The following is a 20,812-nucleotide window of genomic DNA, read 5'->3' on the forward strand; positions in this document are numbered from 1 at the left end:
ATTTATACAGTATTATTGCGCAAGTTAATCCGCCACCCCTATTTTGCCTGAGCCAACGCGGCACGACCGCGCCCGCCGTGAAAGCGACAGTCAAAAATCGCCGTGCCTGCGCTAAGTAGCCGTTTCTAAAGTACTTTTTGGGATATCCACAATCGCTGTGGATAACTTTGTGGATAATCCCCCCTTGACAGTCCGCAAGCGTGTAACGATGCGGGTTTCAACAAAATGCTCATTCGTGAGGCAGAAATTATACCTATATAAATCAAGCACTTGCAAAGTCAATGGAGAAGGCGGTAAAAAATATTAAGAAATTTCCTACAAGATTTTTTTGTGCATAACCGCCTGTTTTGCACGCAGCTGACGAGGGGTGGTTCGATAACATTCTGATATGCGTACAGCATCCGCTGCGCGCGCCGCGCCGCTTCCGCCGCCCCACCCGGTAGCGCTCAATGGTGGAGCGCTCCTCGCCGGCGCTGCGGTTCCAGCAAGACCCGCTCGATCACGTCGGGATGGATGTCCTGCGATTTCAGGTACTCGATGGCGGACATGGTATTGCTGGCCTCCTGGACCAGGATGGCATGGTTGACGATGTCGCGCTGGCGCAGATCCTGGCGCTGGTAATCCGGTTCGGCCATGGCGAGACCGCCGCTGTCGTGGCTGTGCTGTCGATTCATGTTGTGATTTCCTTACAGGGCATTGCGAGAACGTCGAAGGGAACCCGATGTTGCCTAACGAGTATCCATCAATAAAGTTCAAAGTCAATGTCAAGGTTCCATCGAAATGGCAAAAAAATATGCTTCGGGCATAGTTTTTTTATGCGCCATGGGTGTCTTCGGCAACGCGGCGCCGGACGCTGTCGGGGTCTCTTAAAATGACGAATCGCGCCCGCGCGCATGCCAAGCCATCATTGCCGAGGACATCATGACGATCCCACCTGACACGGACAATACGGAACCCACCCTCAACCCCGGTGACGAAGCGGCACCCGGCACGCCTGGCGCCGCCGAAGACATCTGCGACCTTTGCAGCGGCACGGGCAAGCTGGGCGACGGCAGCGCCTGCCCCGACTGCGGCGGCACGGGGCGCGTGATGCGCGGCATCGGCGGCGGCTGAGCTTGCATGGACAGGCGCACGGGCCGGCGCGATAATGGGGCATGACCAACCCGTCCCTGACCGAACGTCCGCGCCCCCGCTCGCTGACCGACCTGTTCGTTTCCTTTACCCTGCTGGCGCTGCAAGGCTTCGGCGGTGTGCTGGCGGTCGTGCAACGCGAAATCGTTGAACGCAAGCAATGGCTGACGCATGAGGAATTCCTGGAAGACTGGGCCGTCGCCCAGATCCTGCCGGGACCGAACGTGGTCAACCTGTCGCTGATGATCGGCGGGCGCTATTTTGGCCTGGCCGGCGCCTTGACGGCGCTGGCCGGCATGCTGGCCCTGCCGCTGGTGCTGGTACTGCTGCTGGCGCTGCTCCATGCGCGCTTTATCGACCATCCGGGCGTGGCCGGCGCCTTGCGCGGGATGGCGGCGGTGTCGGCCGGCATGATCGGCGCCACCGGTCTGAAACTGTCGCTGGCCCTGTCCAAAAATCCGATGCCGCAACTGTGGTGCTGGACCCTGTGCGCCATCGGCTTCGTGCTGGTGGCGCTGGTGCGGGTGCCGCTGATGTTTGTGCTGTTCGGCGTGGGCGGGCTCGCCTGCTTTCTGACCTACCGCCGGATCCGGCCATGAGCGCGCCGGAGATCGTGCCGCAGATCGTGCTCAGCTGGAGCGACTGGCTCAGCCTGTTCGGACACTACCTGATGCTCTCGCTGATGTCGGTCGGCGGCGCCATTTCGACCACCTCGGAGATGCATCGCTACCTGGTCGAACAGCATCACTGGCTGACCCAGGCGCAATTCAACAATGCCATCGCACTGGCCCAGGCCGCGCCGGGGCCGAACGTGCTGTTCGTCGCCCTGATGGGCTGGCAAGTCGGCATGAACGCCGGCAGCACCGGCGCCGCCTTCCTGGGCGTGGCGGTGACCATGTTCGGCATCTTGCTGCCGTCAACCGTGCTGACCTGGTTCGCGGCGCAATGGGGCCATCGCAACCGCGACTTGCGGGCCGTGCGCGCGTTCAAGCAAGGCATGGCGCCGGTCGTCATCGCGCTGTTGCTGTCGACCAGCTGGATCCTCGGCAGCGCCAGCCAGCGCTTCGCCACCGACTGGCCGCTGTGGCTGCTCACCGTGGCGAGCGGGCTGCTGATCTGGCGCACCAGGCTCCATTTGCTGTGGATTCTGGCCGGCGGCGCCGTGCTCGGCTGGCTGCAAGTGGTGTAAGGCCATTCAAGCGGGCCAGCCAGAGCCGCCGGCGCGGCAAACTTGCACGCAACAAGGCATACTTGCGCCATCATTCACCACTTGGACGGACCGATGCTCGAACTTTTATCAGAACACGCCTGTTTTGGCGGCGTACAACGCTTTTACCGCCACGAATCGACGGCGACCGGCCTGCCGATGCGTTTTTCCGCCTTCATCCCGGCGCTACCGAACGGCCAGAAACTGCCCGCACTGTTTTACCTGGCCGGCCTCACGTGCACCGAAGAGACCCTTGCGACCAAGGCCGGCGCCCAGCGCGTGGCGGCGCAGGAAGGCCTGATCCTGATCGGGCCGGACACCAGTCCGCGCGGCGCCAACATTGCCGGCGAAACCGATGCGTGGGACTTCGGGGCCGGCGCAGGTTTCTACCTGGACGCCACCGAAGCACCGTGGAGCAAGCATTACCGCATGTTCAGCTACCTGCTCGAACTGCACGCGCTGGTGGTCGCCGAACTGCCGGTCAACCCGGCCAAGGTCGGCATCTTCGGGCACTCGATGGGCGGCCACGGCGCCCTGGTCACGGCGCTGAAACGCCCGGACCTGTTTCGCTCGGTCTCGGCATTCGCACCGATTGCCGCCCCCACCCTCTGCCCGTGGGGCGAAAAAGCGTTCAGCGGCTATCTCGGCGCCGACCGCGACAGCTGGAAGCAATACGATGCCAGCGAACTGATGCTGGCGATGGAAGCGCCCTTCCCCGGCGGCATTCTGATTGACCAGGGCCTGGCCGACAAGTTCCTGGAACAGCAACTGCATCCGGACGCCTTTGAGGCAGCCTGCGCCAAAGCACGCCAGCCGCTCGAACTGCGCCGGCACGCCGGCTACGATCATGGCTACTACTTCATCTCCACCTTCATGGAAGACCATCTGCGCTTCCATCGGGCGCAGTTGGGCTAAAGGCCAGGGCCACCCGCAGCGAGGCTTTGCGCGCGCGACGATTGGCAGGGCGCGCGCCATGCCTGCCGCGTACGTTCATCGCTAGACCGTTCCCGCCGCCGGGCTGCTGCGTCCCGCATTGTTGCGCGACCAGGTGCGCACGCGCACGGACAAGGCTACCAGCAACACACCGGTAAAGATGGCATACACCCCGATCATGGTGGCCAGCATGAGGGCGCCGGCACCGAGCGGAAACAACAGGACGATCAGGCCGAACGCGATCGACACCACGCCGCTGAGCAGCAACAGCCACTCGCCGCGCATGTACTTGCGCACGCGAATGGCGATGACGATGTCGATCACGCCGCTGACCACGGCATGGGCCCCCATCAGGAGGATCAGCGTGAGCACGGTGATGGCCGGGTTGAACGTGGCGAGCACGCCGACGGCCAGGCTGACGACGCCGAGCAGAAACAGCATCCACCAGTGCCGATCGTCGCTGCGGTATTTAATGGCGCCGAATATCCAGACCGCGCCGCCCAGCAGCGCAAACGCGGCGAACAGGGCTGTCAGGGTCAGCAGCGTGAGCGCCGGCCACGCGATGGCAAGCACGCCGAACACCATCGCGATGGCGCCGCGCGCAGCGAGCAGCCACCAGTTGCGCAGTAAGGTTTCTTTCATGAGATCTCTCCTCCCTGCTGAATCAGACAGCGTGTGCACGGTTTTGATCTGCGCGCAGGTGCATGCCTTGCGCCAGATCAATCGTGCGCCATAAAAGACTCAGGAAATGCGCACGGTCGCTGTCACCGGCCTTCAAAAAGAACGTCATCTTTTGTCGAAATTCGTGCAACCGAAACGCCGTCCATCTGTCGAAGAAGTATGGCTACCTTCCGACGCTTCAAAAACCGCATGCAGGCCGGCAAGCTTCTGTCACAGGCGCTGACGCGCTACGCCGCTTGCGACGACGCGCTGGTGCTGGCCTTGCCGCGCGGCGGCGTTCCGGTCGGTTTTGCCGTTGCGCGCGCACTCGGCATTGCGCTCGACGTGCTGCTGGTTCGCAAGCTCGGCCTGCCCGGCCACGAAGAATATGCCATGGGCGCGGTGGCCAGCGGCGGCATCCGCGTACTCAATATGGCGGCCATCCGGACGCACCGGGTCGGCACGGCGCAGGTCGACGCCGTCTGCGAACGCGAACTGCGCGAGATCGCGCGGCGCTCCCGCCAGTACCGTGGCGGGCGTGCCGAACCCGATCTGGCGGCCCGGACCGTCATCCTGGTCGACGATGGCCTGGCCACCGGCGCCACCATGCGCGCAGCGGCCCGGGCGGCGCGCCTGCGCGTGGCGCGGCGCATCGTGGTCGCCGTGCCGGTCGGCGCGCCGGACAGCTGCGCCGCGCTCGCTGCGCAGGTCGACCAACTTGTCTGCCTGAGCCAGCCGTCCGATTTCCGCGCGGTCGGCCAGTGGTACCGCGAATTCGACCAGACCGGCGACGAGGAAGTGCAAGACCTGCTGGCCATCGCCTGGGACCTCGAAAAACCGCAGCGAGCGGCGTCAGTTTCGTCCGAGACGCGGAGCCGTACGGAGGTACGGTGAGCATCGGAGGGCGAAAATGACGCCGCGCAGTAGGTTTTTCGAGGTCCCCGCCTGGCGCGACCAGGCGCGCGAGCTCAGCTTTCATCCACCAACGCAAGCGAACGGAGAACACCATGAAACAGACGTCCGAACACGATCTTCACCTCGTTAAATGGCTGGGCGGCGCGGCGCTCGGCGCGCTCGCCATGTACATGATGGACCCGGACCGGGGCGCGCCGCGGCGGGCGCTCTCGGGGGCGAAGCTGCGCGACCTGGGCCGGCAGAGCGGCGACATGCTCGAAAAAGTCGTGCACGGCGTCAGCGAGCGCATGGGCGCCGGCAATACCGCGCCGGGCGGCGCCGATGGCGCGGGAACTGCGGATACCGGCCAGCGCCAGACGGAGTCCGCCACGGCAATGACGAGCGACAAGGACAGCCGCCGTTCCTTCACCACGCAGTCGCTGTGGCCGTCGTCGCCGCGCAATGCCGCCATGCTCGGTGGCGGCACGCTCGGCCTGGCCGGCATGCTGACCCGGCGCATGCCGCTTGCCATGGTCATGGGCATCGCTGGCGCGGCGCTGCTGATGCGTTCCATGAGCAAGGGCGCCCTGCCCGGGCTGTCGCGCCAGCAAGGGGGCAGCGGCATGGTCGATATCGTCAAGACCGTCAGCATCGACGCCGCCCCCGAGCAGGTGTACGACCTGTGGGCGAGCTACGACAACTTCCCGCGCTTCATGGCGAATGTGGCCGAGGTGCGCGACCTCGGCAACCGGCGCTCGCACTGGGTGGTCAAGGGTCCGGCGGGCAGCCAGTTCAGCTTTGATGCCGTGCTGACCGAGCAGGTGCGGCCACGCCGCCTGGCCTGGCGCAGCGAGCCCGGCGCGCAAGTCGGGCAAACGGGCTCGGTCCAGTTCGAACCGTCGCGCGGCGGCACGCTGGCCACGGTGCGCCTGTCGTACCGCCCCCCGGCCGGGGCTGTTGGCCAGGCGGTGGCAACGCTGTTCGGCGGCGACCCGGAACACGAGCTTGAAGAAGACCTCGGCCGCATGAAGCAACTGCTGGAAGGCACGCCAATGTCGCGCACGGGCGATTCGTCCGCAACGATGTCGACGGCTCGGTAGCGCCGCCGGTGAACGGGCGCCGCCATCCGGGAAATCGGATGCGGCGTTCCGGCCGTCGCGCCGATGCGGGAACGATCGTCATCGTCGAGCCACGCACGCCTGCTCCGTACGTCAGGAGAGCAGGCGTGGCGGGAACGAACCCGCAAGCAGCGCGAGCGGGATGATGAGCTTTTTGATTCGAAATTTCTTTTCACTTCAGGGTAGAAAATCAGACGGCGCCGACCACGGCCATCAGCAACGGTATGGCGATCAGGGTTCCGTAAATTCTCGCGTGGATGGCTGAAACAAAGGCAGGTGTGCATGCCGTTTCGAAGCACGACAGTGTGACGATCGATGCGATACTTGACTAGGTAATGAATCCTTCATTACCTTATTACAACCCTCGCCAGCATTGTCGCTGGTGATGCAGGCGCTGCGCGTCAGCCAGCCTGGACGCCGGAATAGCGGCGCGCGCTAAAGACCAGGCTGATGCGGCCTGGTCGGATCCGCAGCGGACAAGCGATTCGGATCGCGCGCGCCGAAACCGGCCATGATGGCGCACGCGCGCGCCGCCGTGGCCGCGTCGTTCGCATCGACCACCAGCATGCATTGCGCGCGCTGGACCGGGTTGGCGTCGTTGCTGTCGTAGACGTGCTGTTCGCTTTCGCTCGGCGTATTGCCAACGTAAAAATTGCCTTCCACCGGCCCCGCTTCGTCGTTATGCACCTTGAGCTCCAGCGCACTGGCGTCGAAGCCGTCGGCCAGCAAGGCGGCGCGTGCCTCCTCCGCCCTGTCGACGTCGTCAAATATTCCCAATACCGCATGTTCGAACATCGCGCGTTCCTCCTTGTGGATGTTGATCGGGTTCGACCCGCGCGCGGCCGGACAGTTCAGTGCAAACCGGTCACTTGCGCTTTCTCGGCTATTGCCGCCTGCGCGGGCGCCTTGCTTGGCGTGCCCAGCGCGCCGACAAGCAGGTTCAATTCTTCGTCGACGATAAAGCCGGCGGCCGAGCTGACGGTGAGCAAGATATCCGGCGCCATCGACGATGCGATCACAAAACCTTGCACGTAGTCCACTCCAATATCGGCCAGGGTCTGCACCGTGGCGCGATCTTCGGCCCATTCGGCAATCGTCTTCATGCCCAGGTTGACCGCCAGCTTGACGATCGCCTCGACAATGGCCACATCGGCCGGATGCGCATTCATATTGACGATAAAGTTGCCATCGATCTTGAGGATGTCTGCCGGCAGCTCCTTGAGGTAGGCGAAGGAAGTATAGCCCGCCCCGAAATCGTCGAGCGCCACCTTGACGCCGAAGTTGCGCACCTGCTCGATGAAACGGCGCGTGTTGTTCAGGTCGTGCAAGGCGACGCTTTCGGTGATTTCCATGCACAGCCGGCTGGCGGCGTCGCGGTGGCGGCGCAGGATGTCGATGGTGTCCTGGATGAAGCGTTCGTCGTTGAGCGAGGCGCCCGACAGGTTCATGCACACGAACTGGGTATTGACCAGCATGTCGGCATTGCGCTCAATCCAGCTCAAGGTGGTCGACAGCACCCAGCGGTCGATCGTGCCCATGCGCCCGCTCTTCTCGGCGGCGGCGATGATGGGTCCGGCCGCCAGCAAGGTACCGTCCGCTTCGCGCATGCGCAGCAAGACCTCGAAGTTCATGGAATCGTAGGGCATCTTGAGCGACATGATCGGCTGCATTTCGAGCACCATGCAGGCGGTCACGTAGTTGGCCGAGAGGCGCTCGACCAGGTTCAGCTCGGCCTCGCGCTCGATGAAGGCGGACGAGTTGCGTTCGTACACCACCAAGCCGTCGCGGTGGCCGCTCTTGGCTTCGCGGCAGGCGCGGTCGGCGGTCGAAACGGCGTCTTTCATTTGCATGCCGGGCTGCACCTCGATCAGCCCGATCGAGCCGCGCACATGAAAAGCCTTGTCGCCCACGCGGTACGGCGTGTTGCCGATGCGCCCGACCAGGCAGCGGCAGATCAGCGCGGCCACGCGAATCGAGGTTTCCGGCATGATGATCACGAATTCGTCGCCGCCCACGCGGCCGATGCGCTGGTCGCCGCTGAGCACGGCGCCGATGCGTTCGCACACTTGCTTGAGGACTTCATCTCCGGCCACGTGGCCGAACAGGTCGTTGATCAGCTTGAAACGGTCGAGGTCGAGATACGCCAGGGTCATCGGCTTGAAGCAGGCTTGCTCGAACACGCGCTCGATGCCGCGCCGGTTGTAGACCTTGGTCAGCGCATCGTTGTTGGCCATGAAGCGCAATTGCTCGGTGGCTTTGTGCTGCTCGGTCGTATCCTGCAGCACGCCTTCGATCTTGCCGCGCGCCAGGGTCGCGCGCACCAGGAAGCAATGCGCGCCGCTGCGGTCTTCGATGCGCAGCTCGGCATCGGGCTGATCCTGTACCAGGCCGAACAAGGTGCCCCAGACGCCGTCGGCGAAGAATTGCTGGAAGTTCTTGCCGGCGATGATGGCCGCGTCGGTGCCGAGCATGCGGTGCATGGTGGGGTTGGCGCTGAGGAACTGCCCGTCCAGGTCGAGCGTGAACAGGCCGACCGGCATGGCTTCGTAGGTATGCTGCAATTCGGCCTGGGCGGCGATGCGCTGTTCGGTTTCCTGGCGCATCTGTTCGGCCACCGCCAGCGCGGCCAGCAGGCTAGACGCGAGCGCGGCCGTGACGCTGTTGACCAGGCCGGTCAAATCGCGTACGCCGAGCGCGGCCGCGATTACTTCCGCCAGGCCCGACAGCATGGTCACCGCGAACGAGGCGGCGAACCAGAACGCCACCCGCATGTGCGACTGCCCCATCACGTTGACCAGGCCGAACGTCATCAGCACCAGTCCATACGCCACGAAGCCCCACATGACGGGCAGAAAAATATGGTAAGGCAAGAGCAGCGACAGCGCCAGCAGCGGCAGGCAGCACCATTCGGCAAAGCGCAGCGGCGTGCGGTAGCGGGTGTTGGCCAGCCGCTCGCGGAACAGGGTCTGGTACAGGGTCAGGGTCGAGATCGCATACAGGGCGATGGTCAGGGCACGGCTCGGCAACAGCCAGCGGTCCGGCACGACCTGCCCCAGCCATTGGATATCCCAGCCGGCCGAGAGCGCACCCATGCGCAGGTTCAGGATCAGCCAGCCGGCCAGCAGCACGTACAGGGCCTGGCGGTTGATCAGCGCGGTCGTGAGCACGAACAGGGTCAGCACGATCATGCCGCCGTCGAGCAGGCCCGACTTGCGGTGAAATTGCTGCACCGCCAGGGCCAGGTTGTCCGCCTGCCATTGCGTCGCGGACAGCCGGGCCGGGCCGATCAGCACGGCGCGGCACAGCAGGCGCGCAGGTCCCTGTGCCTGCGGCAATGCGGCTTGCGAGGCAGCGGGCGCCGCCGCCAGGGTCAGCGCAAACCCGGCCCGCAGCGGCGCCACGGTGCCGGTCGATGCGGAACGGGTGGAACTTCCCAGCGAACCCAGGGTCGCGCCATCCCAGCAAGCGATCTCGGTCATGTGACGCGAAGGAAATTCGATCACCGTTCCCGCCTGCGGGTCGGCAAGCATGCTGAACCAGAGCGGATCGGGCGACATGCGCGTTTCGCGCGCGAGCACTTCCGGCAAGCCGGTCACCTGCGCCAGCGCCTGCCGCGGCGCGAGCGTGGCGTCGGCGTGCGCCATGACGCGCAGCGCCAGCGGCCGGCCCTCGACGCTGCGGTACTGGTTGTTCCAGAACACCAGCGCCAGCAGCGACAGCAGCGCGATGGCGAGCGGAACCAGGTAGAAAGACAGCACGCGCAAGGACGCTTCGAGAGCGTGCTGGACGCGGTCGCGTGGCGCTTGGGACAGGGAAGTCGGCATTGACATGGGCGGCATCCGGCTACACAACTGGCGCCGCCATGCAATGCTCTTGGGCGGCAATTATGTCAAAGCATACATCGTTACTCTCGCGCCGTCACAGTTTGATTGACTACGCGGCGAGCCCAACAACAACCGCACCTGCGGCCTGCTGACTGCGCGGCAAGCCATGTTTCCAAGCAGCAGGAACATGGCGGCCGAGATCGATATCCGGGTGGCGCGTATGGCAAAAGAAATCGAGCAAGGGATGGCGTGCCGCTTCCCAGCGTTCCTGGCCGCTCGCGATGTCGAAGTACATGATTCGGTGCGGCATGTTGCCGACGTGGCGCAGGAGCACCGGGTCGCGGCTGGCGAACACATCGGTGAACAGCAGTTGTTCGTACTGGCGGTCGATGGGGGCGCGGCCGCTGACTACCGCCGTGTCCACGCCGTTGTGCTCGCAATGCTCGAAGCAAGCCTTGATCAGCGCCAGTTTCACCTGGCGCCCGATGCGTCCTTCCACGATGCCGAGGCGGGTCACTTCGGCCAGCCGCTGCGACGCCAGCCACAGCGGCAGGTCGACCGATTCTTCCACATGCAGCGCCTGGCGGAAATTGGTCTGGATGCGCACACTGCCCAGCGCGCTGCCGTCTTGCTTCGATTCGGCCAGCAGGATCACGGTGTCGTCGTCATGGTCGGCCGCTTCGGGCTGCTCCAGCGAACGGGCGAACTCCGGCAGATGGCGCGCGTAAGCGGCCTGGCGCACGGCCACCGCCTTGCGCAGGTCGGCCTCGGTGCGCACCGGGCGCACGGTAAAAGGCAGCAACTCGATCGTCACTGGCGCGCCCACGCCGGCCCGGTCGGCAACCATCCTCGCCGGACGGCGGGTGCTGTTCAGGTGCATGCTGCTCAGAGAGATATTCGGTACCATGTGATGCTCCTCGTTCTATCGGGAATTTTTCAATGCTCTGAGGCAATTATCAGAGTATTCATCCGAATTGAAACCTTAAGAAGAACCATGTTTGCACCACTGTTTACCAAGAGCATTGTTTCTACTCAACATGCAACTGTTCGTACAGCTAGGCCAGCCTGTATACTCATCGTCTTTCAAGCAACTTCAGGACGATTCCTATGAGCGCACTTCCCCCCTGCCCTAAATGCAATTCAGAATTTACTTATGAAGACGGCAGCAATCTCGTCTGCCCGGAGTGCGCCCACGAATGGAGCGCGCAGGAAGGTGCGGCGGCGGCCGATGAGGGGCCGAAGGTTTATCGCGATGCTGCGGGTAATGTGTTGCAGGACGGCGACACTGTGAGCGTCATCAAGGATTTGAAGCTCAAGGGATCGGGCGGCACGGTCAAGATGGGCACCAAGGTCAAGAATATCCGCCTGGTCGACAGCGACCACGACATCGACTGCAAGATCGACGGTTTCGGCGCCATGAGCCTGAAGTCGGAGTTCGTCAAGAAGGTGTAACTCAGGCTGCCGGTCGCCGCCGCATATCACGCCGGCGACATTGTCTCACTCGATGCTTGCGGCCTTGTTCATGCGACACTCAACAGCAGAATCAAGGCCATGTAAAGCAAGAACACCACGCCCGCCATGCACAACAGCGCCACGGTACGCCACAAGGCCTCGCCACGGCTGAGCGCATAGGCGCCGCGTAGTTGCAGGAACATGTGGACCGGCGGCACGAAAAACAGGACGGCGCCCGCCACAACGCCCGAACCGGCAGCCCCGATCACGAACACCAGCGCAAACATGAGCGCCATGAACGACAGCGAGTACAGCGAAAACACCGCATGGTCGTACATCGTCACGCCGCGCCGCCAGAAGAACAGCAGCCACAGGAAGGGCAGCGAGATCGGCACCAGCAGGAACGAAAACTTGGCGCCGCTGCTTTTGAGCTTATACATCGTCAACGCCGGATTCTCGGCTGCATGCTTGACGGCGGCGTCAAGCGCCGGCCAAGGGGTTTTAATGGTGAACTTGTTTGATGAAAACCAGCGACGTTCGCTTCCGGCACCGCCGGTTTGGTCGAATAGCTCCAGCAGTTTCTCCGCGCCGGCCAACTCGGCTTTGGCTTCCGCCTGCCCGCCTTCGCCGACAGCGCGCAGCGCCGCCTTTGCCTGCTCCACCTCGCGAACGAACTCGGCACGCGCTTCGGCCTTCGATGCGGGGTCCGAGATGTTCACGCGCGTCGGCCCGCTGCTGAGCGATGCCACAAAAAACAGGAAGAACACCAGGAACAAGAACAAGGCCAGCGGCGACACGAAGCGGGTGCGCTGGCCATCGATGTAGCGACGCGTCAGCTCGCCCGGCCTGGCGACCAGCATGGGCAGCGTGCGCCAGCCCTTGGCATCGAAGTGCAAAATGCCGTGCAACACCTCTTCGCCCAGATGCAGCAAGGACTTGTGCACGTGCGAATGCTGCCCGCACAGATGGCAGAACGGGCCTGTCAGCGCAGCGCGGCAGTTGGCGCACGTACTCGCATGCGCATCGTGTCCGCCGTGCCCGTGCTTGCCCGTTCCCGCCACGCCCAAGGCGCTTGCCGCTTCCATTTCCATCGCCATCGTGGTGTTCCCGCAGGTAAATTTGTTTTATGCGGGCAATAATATCATTCACATCACAAGCGCAGACAAGAATTTCAGGCAGCCTCTCGTGCCCTCGTCTGCATTAACAACACTTTGATTTCAGGCACGCACGAGCCGCAATTGCCGCCCGCTTTCAGGCAGGCCGTCACTTCCGGCACCGTCTTCAGGTCGCGCGCGACGATCGCCTCGCAAATCGTATTGCGCCCGACGCCAAAGCAGGAACACACGGTCGGCCCGGTGTCCGCGCGCATGCCGAGCGCCTGCCCGGCCAGCAGCCCGGCCCGGTCCAGCTGGGTGAGCGACTCGCTGGCGAACAGGCTGGCCAGCCAGGCGCGCGCCGGCAGGTCGGTACGCGGCGACAGGAAAATGCACTGTTCGATGCGCTCGCCCACCACGTGCACGGCGCGGTACACGCCATCGCTGGCGTCTTCGTAATCGAGCCAGTCGGCATCGTCAGTCACGCCGAGCAGCGCGCGTGCCCAGGCGGCGCGCTCGCGCAACTGGCCGCGCCCTGCCATTTCGTAGCGCGCAAAGCCGCGTCCCTGCACCCGCGTCCAGTGCGCGACCTGGTCCAGCGCCAGCTCGCCGCGGCTCAACACGAAGGCGTGCCACGCCACCCCGAAGCGCTCCACCTGCACCGGCGTATGTTTGAATTCCGGCTCGCCCGACACCGGATCGACTGCCGGATTGACCAGGGTGCCCACGCGCGCGTCGGACGCGGTCTGGCCGTTCCAGTGAATCGGCACGAACACCGATCCACGCGCGATGCCGCCGCCGTGCTGCACGCGCGCCACCATCGCGCCCCACTGGCTCGATACGCGCGCCAGCTCCCCTTCGCGCACGCCGTACAGCAGCGCGTCCTGCGGATGCATGTCGATGAAGGCTTCGGCCGTATGGTCGGCCAGGCGCGGCGCGCGGCCGGTGCGGCTCATGGTGTGCCACTGGTCGCGCACCCGGCCCGTGTTGAGCACCAGCGGATATTCGGGATCGACCGCGTTGACCGGCGCGCGCGGCGCGGTGGCGATGAAGCGCGCCTTGCCGTCGGCGTGGGCGAAACGGCGGTCGGCGAACAGGCGCGCGCTGCCCTCGAACGCGCCATCGACGCCGCGCCGCACCGGCCACTGCACCGCTTCGAGCGTGTCGTATTCCTGGGCCTTCAAGCTGCACAGGCCGGCCAGGTTGAACATGCGCGTACCCTCGTTGCGGAACACGCTCAAACGCGCATGTTCGTCGAAGACCGCATGCGAACTGCCGAAGTCGAAACCGTCGAAGCCCATGCGCCGCGCCACGTCGGCCAGAATACGCCAGTCGGCGCGCGCTTCGCCGGGCGCCGGCAAAAACGCGCGCTGGCGCGAAATCAGGCGCTCTGAATTGGTGACCGTGCCATCCTTCTCGCCCCAGCCCAGCGCCGGTAGCAGCACGTCGGCAAAGGCATTCGTGTCGGTATTGGCGATAATGTCGGACACCACCACCAGCTCGCACTTTTCCAGCGCGCGCTGGACCTGGTTCGCGTCCGGCATGCTGACCATCGGATTGGTGGCGATCACCCACACCGCCTTGACCGTGCCCGCCTCGATCGCCTTGAACAGGTCGACCGCCTTCAAACCGCCCTTGTCGGCGATGCGCGGCGACGACCAGAAGGTTTGCACAGTGTCGCGGTGCCCGGGATTGTCCAGGTCCATGTGCGCGGCCAGCATGTTGGCCAGCCCGCCCACTTCGCGTCCGCCCATGGCGTTCGGCTGGCCGGTGATCGAAAACGGCCCCATGCCCGGCTGGCCGATGCGGCCGGTGAGCAGGTGGCAGTTGATGATGCTGTTGACTTTGTCGGTGCCCGCCGACGACTGGTTCACCCCTTGCGAGAAGGCCGTGATCACTTTCGTGGTCGCCGCAAAGCCGCCGTAAAACGCCATCAGGTCATCGGGGTCGACGCGGCAGTGGCGCGCCACCGCCAGCGGATCGGCGCAATCGACCTGCGCCGCGTCCAGCGCCTGTGCCAGGCCGTTGGTGTGCGCTTCGATGAAGGCCGTGTCGTGCGCGCCGCTTTTCGCCAGGTAGCTCAGCAGGCCGTTGAACAGCCACACGTCGGTGCCGGGTTTGACCGGCAGGTGCAGATCGGCCAGTTCGCAGGTGGCGGTGCGGCGCGGATCGATGACGACGATCCGCACTTCGGGGCGCGCATCCTTCAGGCGCGCGATGCGCTGGAACAGGATCGGATGGCACCACGCCGTGTTCGAGCCGACCAGCACCACCATGTCGGCCAGGTCGAAGTCCTCATAGCAGCCCGGCACCAGGTCGGCGCCGAAGGCGCGTTTGTGGCCCGCCACGGCCGACGACATGCACAGGCGCGAGTTGGTGTCGATGTTGGCGCTGCCGATATACCCTTTCATCAGCTTGTTGGCGACGTAATAGTCTTCGGTCAGCAACTGGCCCGAGACATACAGCGCCACCGCATCCGGCCCGTGTTGGTCGATGATGGCGCGCAGGCCGCCGGCGACGCGCTCAAGCGCTTCATCCCACGATGCCTGGCGCAGCGCGCCGTCCTCGCGCAGCGCCGGGTGCAGCAGTCGGCCTTCGAGACCGATGGTTTCGCCCAAGGCCGCTCCCTTGACGCACAGGCGGCCGCGATTGGCGGCGTGGCTGGCATCGCCCGCAATGGCAATGGCGCCGTCGGGCAAGGGCGTGGCGGTGATACCGCAGCCTACGCCGCAGTAGGGACAGGTGCTGCGCACAGCAAGGGGTATGGGAGAGAGATTCAAAGTACGGCTCCGTGTCAGGCTGCTTGGGCGCACAAGGCTTCGCCGAACAGCAGGCGGCTGCGCATGGCCGATATGTCGGTGCGGTTCTGGATCAGGCCGAAGTACCACGGGCCGTCCTGCACGTCGCCGTACAGGACCGCGCCCGCGATGCGGTTACCGGCCAGCACCAGTCGTTTGTAAATGCCGCGGCGCGGGTCGCGCAGCACCAGGTCTTCGCTGCCCTCGCCGCCGATAAAGTCGCCGACCGAGTACAGATCGACGCCGGTTACTTTCAGCTTGGTCGGCGTGGCTTGCTGGACGTAGCGGCGATGCCCGTTACGCGCCAGGTGCGCGCCGCAGACCTTGGCCTGGTCCCAGATCGGGGCCACCAGTCCGAAGGTGGCGCTGCGGTGCTGCACGCATTCGCCCACGGCGTACACGCGCGGATCGTAGGTCTGCAAGGTGTCGTCGACGACGATGGCGCGCTCGCAGTGCAGGCCGGCCGCCTTGGCCAGTTCGATGTTCGGGCGCACGCCGGCGGCCATGACCACCAGGTCGGCCGGGATTTCGTTGCCGTCCTTGAAGCGGACGGCTTTTACGCGCGCATTGTCCGCACTGCCCACGATCTCGCTGGTGTGCGCTTCGAGCAGGAAGCGCAGGCCTTTGAGTTCTAGCGCGGTTTTCAGCAGCAGCGCGGCCGGTTTGTCGAGCTGCTGGTTCATCAGGCTGTCCATCACGTGCACCACGGTGACCTGCATGCCGCGCCGCAGCAGGCCGTTGGCCGCTTCCAGCCCGAGCAGGCCACCGCCGATGACGACCGCGTGGCCGCCGCTGCGGGCCGCTTCCAGCATGGTATCGACATCCTGGATGTCGCGAAAGCCGATCACGCCCGCCAGCTTGTGGCCCGGCACCGGCACGATGAAGGGCTTGGAGCCGGTCGCCAGCAGCAGCCGGTCGTACCAGACTTCGCGCCCCGATTGCGAGCGCACCATGCGCTTGCGGCGGTCGATGTGCACCACCGGGTCGCCCGCGTGCAGGGTGATGCCGTTGGCGGCGTACCATTCGCGGGTGTGCAGCATGATGTCGTCGATGTTCTTTTCGCCGGCCAGCAGCGGCGAGAGCAGGATGCGGTTGTAGTTACCATGCGGCTCGGCGCCGAACACCGTGATGTCGTACAGCTCCGGCGCCAGCTTGAGCATTTCCTCGACCGTGCGCATGCCGGCCATGCCGTTGCCGATGACGACCAGCGATTGCCTGGCGACGGGCGCAGTCGTGGAGTTTGTCATGCGCAGATCCACACCTTGCCGTCTTCGACCCGTGCGCGGAAGCTCGGCACCGAGTGTTCCGGCGCTTCCAGGCATTCGCCGGTGAACAGGTCGAAGTGCTGTTTGTAGATGGGCGAGGCCACCACGATCCGTTCGCCCAGGCTGCCCACCAGCCCGCGCGAGAGCACCGATACGCCGCTGTTCGGATCGTAGTTGCCGATGGCGAAGACGCGTTCTTCGGCATCAAGCACATGGAACACGGCGACCTGTTCGCCGTTCAGGAGCGCGCAGACGCCGGTATTGGGGACAATCTCGTCGAGCGAGCAGACGGCGGTCCAGTTGGTCAGTTCGATATCGCGGTGCATGAGCTTGTCCTTAGGCGGTTTTGACGATGAGGGGGATGACGCGCTTGCGTTCTTCGATCGTGGCCGGGCGAATCTGGCCGCGTTCTGGCATGAAGACCACGTTCTGGTCGGCCTGGTCGCTGTTGACGAAATGGCGGAAGCGCTGGCGCGTGGCCGGATCGTTGACGGCGTTCTTCCACTCGCAGGCGTAGGTGTCGACCACATGCTGCATGTCCGCTTCGAGTTCGGCGGCCAGGTGCAGCTTGTCGTCGATGACGACCGATTTGAGGTAATCGAGGCCGCCTTCGAGGTTGTCGCGCCAGACGCTGGTGCGCTGCAGGCGGTCGGCTGTGCGTACATAGAACATCAGGAAGCGGTCGATGTAGCGCACCACGGTTTCCTGGTCCAGGTCCGAGGCAATCAGCTCCGCGTGGCGCGGCTTCATGCCGCCGTTACCGCACACGTACAGGTTCCAGCCTTTTTCGGTGGCGATCAGGCCCACGTCCTTGCCCTGCGCTTCGGCGCATTCGCGCGTGCAGCCGGACACGCCGAACTTGATCTTGTGCGGCGTGCGCAAGCCCTTGTAGCGGTTTTCGAGTTCGATGGCGAAACCGACGCTGTCGGCCACGCCGTAGCGGCACCAGGTCGAGCCGACACACGATTTGACGGTGCGCAGCGACTTGCCGTAGGCGTGCCCCGATTCGAAGCCGGCCTCGATCAATTCTTCCCAGATCAAAGGCAGCTGCTCGACGCGCGCGCCGAACAGGTCGACCCGCTGGCCGCCGGTGATCTTGGTGTACAGGCCGTACTTTTTGGCGACCATGCCGACCGCGATCAGGCCATCGGCCGTCACTTCGCCGCCCGGCATGCGCGGCACCACCGAATAGGTGCCGTCCTTCTGGATGTTACCGAGGAAGTAGTCGTTCGAATCCTGCAGGCTGGCGTGTTCGGGTTTGAGCACGAAGTCGTTCCAGGTCGATGCCAGCACGTTGGCCGCCACCGGTTTGCACACATCGCAGCCGCGCCCCGTGCCGTGCTGCGCCAGCAGGTCTTCAAAAGACGTGATCTTGCCGACCTTGACCAGGTGGTAGATCTCCTGGCGCGAGTACGGGAAGTGTTCGCAGACGTGGTTGTTGACCGCCATGCCCTGCTTCTTCATCTCGGCCTTCATCACCTGCGTGACCAGCGCCACGCAGCCGCCGCAGGTGGAACCGGCCTTGGTGCAGCTTTTCAGCGCGCCGATGGTGGTGGCCCCGCCGCACACGGCGGCGCACAGATCGCCCTTCGATACGTCGTTGCAGGAGCAGATCTGGGCCGTGTCGGGCAGCGCGTCCACGCCCAGGCCAGGGCGCGCCTTGCCGTCGCTTTGCGGCAGGATCAGGAATTCGGGCGATTCGGGCAGTTCGATCTTGTTCAACATCATCTGCAGCAGGGTGCCGTACTCGCTGGCGTCGCCCACCATCACGCCGCCGAGCAGGAATTTGCCGCAGTCGGAGACCACGATTTTCTTGTAGACCTGTTTGCGTTCGTCGGTGAACTGATACGAACGGCTGCCCGGGCTGGCCGCGTGCGGGTCGCCGATGCTGGCCACATCCACGCCCATCAGTTTGAGCTTGGTGCTCATGTCGGCACCGGTGAAGGCTGCGGCTTGTTCACCGAGCAGGTGGCGCGCCGCGACTCTAGCCATGTCGTAGCCCGGTGCGACAAGGCCGAACAGCTGGCCGTTCCACAGCGCGCATTCGCCGATGGCGTAGACGTCCGGGTCGGAGGTGAGGCAGCTGTTGTCGATGGCGATGCCGCCGCGCGGGCCGATCGCCAGGCCGCACAGGCGCGCCAGGTCGTCGCGCGGGCGAATGCCGGCCGAGAAGACGATCATGTCGGTGTCCAGATGGCTGCCGTCGGCAAAGTTCATGCGGTGCGTACCGTCTTCGCCGTCGATGATTTCCAGCGTGTTCTTCTGGGTGTGGACGGTCACGCCCAGGTCTTCGATTTTGGCGCGCAGCACGCGCGCGCCGCCATCGTCGACCTGCACCGCCATCAGGCGCGGGGCGAATTCCACCACGTGGGTTTGCAGCCGCATGTCGCGCAGGGCCTTGGCGCATTCCAGCCCAAGCAGGCCGCCGCCGATCACCACGCCGGTTTTCGAGCGCTTGCCGCATTCGAGCATCGCTTCCAGGTCTTCGATGGTGCGGTAGACGAAGCAGTCCTTGCGGTCCTTGCCGGCCAGCGGCGGCACGAACGGGTACGAGCCGGTGGCGAATACCAGTTTGTCGTAGGCCAGCACTTCGCCGCTGCCGACGGTGACGGTTTTCGCTGCGCGGTCGACCGCAACGGCCCTCGCGTTCAGCTTGAGCAGCATATTGCCGCCCTCGAAGAAGCCGGCCGGCACCAGCGACAGGTCGTCGGCCGATTTACCGGAAAAGAATTCGGACAGGTGCACGCGGTCGTAGGCGGCGCGCGGTTCTTCGCACAGGACCGTCACTTCCAGCCCCGGCGCGGCGGCGGCGCCGAGCGATTCGAGGAATTTGTGGCCTACCATGCCGTGGCCGATGACGATGATCTTCATGCTGATTCTCCCTAAGCGACTGCATTGTTGACGGCGGCCGGACGGTCGTCCACGGCGGCGCTAAGCCGGACCGCGATGGCGCACAGCGCCGACAGCAGCACCAGGCCGCTGAGGATGGTGAGGGTTTGCGAGATGTCCCCGGTGCCCTTCATCAGAAAGCCCGCGGCGACCGCGCCCACGTTGCCGCCGGCGCCGATGATGCCGGCCACGCCGCCCAGCGCGCGGCTGTCGATGAAGGGCACCAGCGCGTAGGTGGCACCGCAGGCCATGTGGGTGAACAGGCCGAAGACCAGCATGGCGATGACGGCAAAGGCGACGCCGTCGGCCTTGGCGAACCACAGCAGGCCCGCGCCTTCGCCGATCATCAGCACGAACAGCAAGGTGACGCGGCTGTTGATGGTGCCGCGAATGGCCATCTTGTCCGATACCCAGCCGCCGAGCGCGCGGGCGAACAGCGCCAGCAGGCCGAAGCTGCCGGCTGCCATGCCGGCTTCTTTCAGGCTTAGTTTGAAGTGGTCGACGTAGTAGACGGCGGCGATGTTGTGGATGAAGATCTCGATGCCGAAGCAGGCGCCGTAGGTGACGAACAGCAGCCATACGCGGTGATTGGCGCTGGCGGCCTTGAAACTCTCCCAGCCACCGGCGGGGGCATGCCCCGCCTTGCCGCCTTCGATAGGGATGCCGGCGGCGCGCATCTGGTCGTAGTTACCTTGCGGGCAGTCCTGGGTGAATTTCCAGTACAGGCCGGCCATGACGATCATCAGCACGCCGGGGACCAGCAGGGCCACGCGCCAGCCGAGGGCTTCGCTCACGCCCAGCATCAGCAGCGCGCCCACCAGCAGTGGCATCAGCGCCTGGGCTGCGCCGCCGCCGGCGTTGCCCCAGCCGGCGGCGGCCGCGTTGGCGGTGCCGACCACTTTGGGGCCGAACATGACCGAGGTGTGGTACTGGGTGATGACGAAGCTGGCGCCCACGGCGCCGATGCCGAGGCGGAAGAACAGGAAGCTCTCGTAGCTTTGCGAGGCGGCCACGCCCAGCACCGGGATGGCGCCGAGCAGCAGCAGGCCGGTGTAGGCCTTGCGCGGGCCGAAGCGGTCGCACATCGGGCCGACGATCAGGCGGACCAGGATGGTGATGGCGACGGCGGCGATGTTGATGTTGGCGACCTGGGCCAGGGTCAGGCCGAATTCGCCTTTGATGATGGGCATCAGCGGCGCGCAGGCGAACCAGGCGAAGAAGCAGACGAAGAAAGCCATCCAGGTCAGGTGGAAGGCGCGCATCTGCGGTGTGCCGATACTAAAGAGTGCGATGGTGTTTGCTTTGGTGGCCATTTTTCTATCCCGTTAAAAACAAAAAGGCGTCCGACCAGACCCGGTTGTCAAAACCAGGTTGGACGGACGCCGTTGTCCTGCCGATCCGTCGTTAGATCAGCGCAAGTTGTTCAGGGGATCGCCATTGATCCGATAGGTATTGATTAGCAAACGCCGTGCCAGCGAGGGCACGGGGCGGGATGGAAGGGTTCGGGGGTGGAATTCAGGCGAACGCTACATTGCGGTGCAACAATG

General features: G+C 64.7%; 18 protein-coding genes. 7 read left to right on the top strand and 11 right to left on the bottom strand.

The window, feature by feature from the left end:
- Nucleotides 1-446 precede the first annotated feature (446 nt).
- Complete coding sequence (locus F2P45_RS15930; RefSeq protein WP_229505106.1) at nucleotides 447-674, bottom strand: hypothetical protein; 228 nt, start codon at nucleotides 672-674, stop codon at nucleotides 447-449.
- 247 nt (nucleotides 675-921) lie between these two features.
- Here F2P45_RS15930 and F2P45_RS15935 point away from each other — a divergent pair, with 247 nt between their 5' ends.
- The 4 genes from F2P45_RS15935 (at nucleotide 922) to fghA (ending at nucleotide 3,253) form a co-directional block, all read left to right on the top strand.
- Entirely contained in the window at nucleotides 922-1,113 is a 192-nt protein-coding gene (locus tag F2P45_RS15935; RefSeq protein ID WP_166876871.1) for a hypothetical protein, read from the top strand.
- 41 nt (nucleotides 1,114-1,154) lie between these two features.
- A complete protein-coding gene (locus F2P45_RS15940) occupies nucleotides 1,155-1,730 on the top strand; it encodes a chromate transporter (protein ID WP_166876874.1) in 576 nt (191 codons plus the stop codon).
- On the top strand, nucleotides 1,727-2,320 hold the full coding sequence (locus tag F2P45_RS15945; RefSeq protein WP_166876877.1) for a chromate transporter: 594 nt from the start codon (nucleotides 1,727-1,729) through the stop codon (nucleotides 2,318-2,320). Before F2P45_RS15940 ends, F2P45_RS15945 begins: the two co-directional genes overlap by 4 nt.
- Before the next feature lie 93 nt (nucleotides 2,321-2,413).
- Nucleotides 2,414-3,253 (top strand): S-formylglutathione hydrolase, encoded by an 840-nt coding sequence (gene fghA, locus F2P45_RS15950; protein ID WP_166876879.1) that lies wholly within the window; start codon nucleotides 2,414-2,416, stop codon nucleotides 3,251-3,253.
- Between the two features lie 81 nt (nucleotides 3,254-3,334).
- Here fghA and F2P45_RS15955 read toward each other — a convergent pair whose 3' ends face one another.
- A complete protein-coding gene (locus F2P45_RS15955; protein WP_166876883.1) occupies nucleotides 3,335-3,913 on the bottom strand; it encodes an HdeD family acid-resistance protein in 579 nt (192 codons plus the stop codon).
- A 198-nt stretch (nucleotides 3,914-4,111) separates the two neighbouring features.
- Here F2P45_RS15955 and F2P45_RS15960 point away from each other — a divergent pair, with 198 nt between their 5' ends.
- Entirely contained in the window at nucleotides 4,112-4,825 is a 714-nt protein-coding gene (locus tag F2P45_RS15960; RefSeq protein ID WP_166876886.1) for a phosphoribosyltransferase, read from the top strand.
- Nucleotides 4,826-4,938: 113 nt separating this feature from the next.
- Entirely contained in the window at nucleotides 4,939-5,925 is a 987-nt protein-coding gene (locus tag F2P45_RS15965; RefSeq protein WP_166876888.1) for an SRPBCC family protein, read from the top strand.
- Nucleotides 5,926-6,378: 453 nt separating this feature from the next.
- Here F2P45_RS15965 and F2P45_RS15970 read toward each other — a convergent pair whose 3' ends face one another.
- From F2P45_RS15970 to F2P45_RS15980, 3 genes are all read right to left on the bottom strand, one after another.
- Complete coding sequence (locus tag F2P45_RS15970; protein WP_166876891.1) at nucleotides 6,379-6,738, bottom strand: hypothetical protein; 360 nt, start codon at nucleotides 6,736-6,738, stop codon at nucleotides 6,379-6,381.
- A gap of 56 nt (nucleotides 6,739-6,794) precedes the next feature.
- Nucleotides 6,795-9,773: a putative bifunctional diguanylate cyclase/phosphodiesterase gene (locus F2P45_RS15975; RefSeq protein ID WP_229505107.1), complete on the bottom strand. Its 2,979-nt coding sequence runs from the start codon at nucleotides 9,771-9,773 to the stop codon at nucleotides 6,795-6,797.
- Nucleotides 9,774-9,876: 103 nt separating this feature from the next.
- Entirely contained in the window at nucleotides 9,877-10,674 is a 798-nt protein-coding gene (locus tag F2P45_RS15980) for a hypothetical protein (protein WP_166876895.1), read from the bottom strand.
- A gap of 200 nt (nucleotides 10,675-10,874) precedes the next feature.
- Here F2P45_RS15980 and F2P45_RS15985 point away from each other — a divergent pair, with 200 nt between their 5' ends.
- A complete protein-coding gene (locus tag F2P45_RS15985) occupies nucleotides 10,875-11,219 on the top strand; it encodes a zinc ribbon domain-containing protein YjdM (RefSeq protein WP_166876897.1) in 345 nt (114 codons plus the stop codon).
- A 68-nt stretch (nucleotides 11,220-11,287) separates the two neighbouring features.
- Here the strand turns inward: F2P45_RS15985 and F2P45_RS15990 are convergent, their stop codons facing one another.
- The 6 genes from F2P45_RS15990 to F2P45_RS16015 form a co-directional block, all read right to left on the bottom strand.
- Nucleotides 11,288-12,316: a DUF3667 domain-containing protein gene (locus tag F2P45_RS15990; RefSeq protein WP_166876902.1), complete on the bottom strand. Its 1,029-nt coding sequence runs from the start codon at nucleotides 12,314-12,316 to the stop codon at nucleotides 11,288-11,290.
- 74 nt (nucleotides 12,317-12,390) lie between these two features.
- Nucleotides 12,391-15,093 (bottom strand): nitrate reductase, encoded by a 2,703-nt coding sequence (locus F2P45_RS15995; RefSeq protein ID WP_166876905.1) that lies wholly within the window; start codon nucleotides 15,091-15,093, stop codon nucleotides 12,391-12,393.
- A 14-nt stretch (nucleotides 15,094-15,107) separates the two neighbouring features.
- Nucleotides 15,108-16,358: an NAD(P)/FAD-dependent oxidoreductase gene (locus F2P45_RS16000; protein WP_166876907.1), complete on the bottom strand. Its 1,251-nt coding sequence runs from the start codon at nucleotides 16,356-16,358 to the stop codon at nucleotides 15,108-15,110.
- Entirely contained in the window at nucleotides 16,355-16,702 is a 348-nt protein-coding gene (gene nirD / locus F2P45_RS16005) for a nitrite reductase small subunit NirD (RefSeq protein WP_166876910.1), read from the bottom strand. Before nirD ends, F2P45_RS16000 begins: the two co-directional genes overlap by 4 nt.
- Nucleotides 16,703-16,712: 10 nt before the next feature.
- Nucleotides 16,713-19,247, bottom strand: a complete 2,535-nt coding sequence (nirB, locus tag F2P45_RS16010; RefSeq protein ID WP_166876913.1) for a nitrite reductase large subunit NirB — start codon at nucleotides 19,245-19,247, stop codon at nucleotides 16,713-16,715.
- Nucleotides 19,248-19,258: 11 nt separating this feature from the next.
- Entirely contained in the window at nucleotides 19,259-20,578 is a 1,320-nt protein-coding gene (locus F2P45_RS16015; RefSeq protein WP_166876916.1) for an MFS transporter, read from the bottom strand.
- Nucleotides 20,579-20,812 lie beyond the last annotated feature (234 nt).

Source organism: Massilia mucilaginosa, from assembly GCF_011682145.1.
In the GTDB taxonomy this organism is placed as follows: Bacteria; Pseudomonadota; Gammaproteobacteria; order Burkholderiales; family Burkholderiaceae_D; genus Telluria_A; species Telluria_A mucilaginosa.

What these genes read in the sequence shown, in the direction of transcription:
- F2P45_RS15930 (WP_229505106.1), bottom strand. Translation starts at nt 674, where the DNA reads ATGAATCGACAGCACAGCCACGACAGCGGCGGTCTCGCCATGGCCGAA.
- F2P45_RS15935 (WP_166876871.1), top strand. Translation starts at nt 922, where the DNA reads ATGACGATCCCACCTGACACGGACAATACGGAACCCACCCTCAACCCC.
- F2P45_RS15940 (WP_166876874.1), top strand. Translation starts at nt 1,155, where the DNA reads ATGACCAACCCGTCCCTGACCGAACGTCCGCGCCCCCGCTCGCTGACC.
- F2P45_RS15945 (WP_166876877.1), top strand. Translation starts at nt 1,727, where the DNA reads ATGAGCGCGCCGGAGATCGTGCCGCAGATCGTGCTCAGCTGGAGCGAC.
- fghA (WP_166876879.1), top strand. Translation starts at nt 2,414, where the DNA reads ATGCTCGAACTTTTATCAGAACACGCCTGTTTTGGCGGCGTACAACGC.
- F2P45_RS15955 (WP_166876883.1), bottom strand. Translation starts at nt 3,913, where the DNA reads ATGAAAGAAACCTTACTGCGCAACTGGTGGCTGCTCGCTGCGCGCGGC.
- F2P45_RS15960 (WP_166876886.1), top strand. Translation starts at nt 4,112, where the DNA reads ATGGCTACCTTCCGACGCTTCAAAAACCGCATGCAGGCCGGCAAGCTT.
- F2P45_RS15965 (WP_166876888.1), top strand. Translation starts at nt 4,939, where the DNA reads ATGAAACAGACGTCCGAACACGATCTTCACCTCGTTAAATGGCTGGGC.
- F2P45_RS15970 (WP_166876891.1), bottom strand. Translation starts at nt 6,738, where the DNA reads ATGTTCGAACATGCGGTATTGGGAATATTTGACGACGTCGACAGGGCG.
- F2P45_RS15975 (WP_229505107.1), bottom strand. Translation starts at nt 9,773, where the DNA reads ATGTCAATGCCGACTTCCCTGTCCCAAGCGCCACGCGACCGCGTCCAG.
- F2P45_RS15980 (WP_166876895.1), bottom strand. Translation starts at nt 10,674, where the DNA reads ATGGTACCGAATATCTCTCTGAGCAGCATGCACCTGAACAGCACCCGC.
- F2P45_RS15985 (WP_166876897.1), top strand. Translation starts at nt 10,875, where the DNA reads ATGAGCGCACTTCCCCCCTGCCCTAAATGCAATTCAGAATTTACTTAT.
- F2P45_RS15990 (WP_166876902.1), bottom strand. Translation starts at nt 12,316, where the DNA reads ATGGCGATGGAAATGGAAGCGGCAAGCGCCTTGGGCGTGGCGGGAACG.
- F2P45_RS16000 (WP_166876907.1), bottom strand. Translation starts at nt 16,358, where the DNA reads ATGACAAACTCCACGACTGCGCCCGTCGCCAGGCAATCGCTGGTCGTC.
- nirD (WP_166876910.1), bottom strand. Translation starts at nt 16,702, where the DNA reads ATGCACCGCGATATCGAACTGACCAACTGGACCGCCGTCTGCTCGCTC.
- nirB (WP_166876913.1), bottom strand. Translation starts at nt 19,247, where the DNA reads ATGAAGATCATCGTCATCGGCCACGGCATGGTAGGCCACAAATTCCTC.
- F2P45_RS16015 (WP_166876916.1), bottom strand. Translation starts at nt 20,578, where the DNA reads ATGGCCACCAAAGCAAACACCATCGCACTCTTTAGTATCGGCACACCG.